This is a genomic window from Pseudomonas sp. 2822-17 (assembly GCF_002742485.1).
GTDB lineage: Bacteria > Pseudomonadota > Gammaproteobacteria > Pseudomonadales > Pseudomonadaceae > Aquipseudomonas > Aquipseudomonas cyclaminis.
Genome location: NZ_LJRZ01000221.1, coordinates 1 through 337, shown reverse-complemented (window position 1 = coordinate 337; position 337 = coordinate 1). Strand labels below are relative to the sequence as shown.

The window sequence follows — 337 nt, the reverse complement described above, 5'->3', positions numbered from 1 at the left end:
GTACGTATCCACATGAAATTTGATTGACCACATCATAAATTATATAATAAAAGTAATTGAAAGCTCGTTTACATGGTATTCGAGCTTTTTCTTTGTGTACTAGAAAAAAAAAGGATAGAATTAGGGTTTGAAAATGAACATTCAACAACAAACTAATAATAGATGGAAAATCTTGCATAGAGGTGAGCAGTGTGGAAAGGCTACAGAAAGTAATTGCACAATCGGGAGTTACATCTAGACGGAAAGCGGAAGAACTTATAGTAGACGGTAAAGTATTTGTTAATGGAAATAAAGTTACAGAGCTTGGTACAAAAGTAGACCCACAAGTTGATAAAGT

The 337-nt window shown here is 33.2% G+C and carries 1 protein-coding gene; it reads left to right on the top strand.

Annotated features, from left to right (window positions below):
* Window positions 1–191 precede the first annotated feature (191 nt).
* Window positions 192–337: S4 domain-containing protein (locus AOA60_RS34380; RefSeq protein WP_256592789.1), on the top strand; the 146-nt coding region annotated here is incomplete at its 3' end.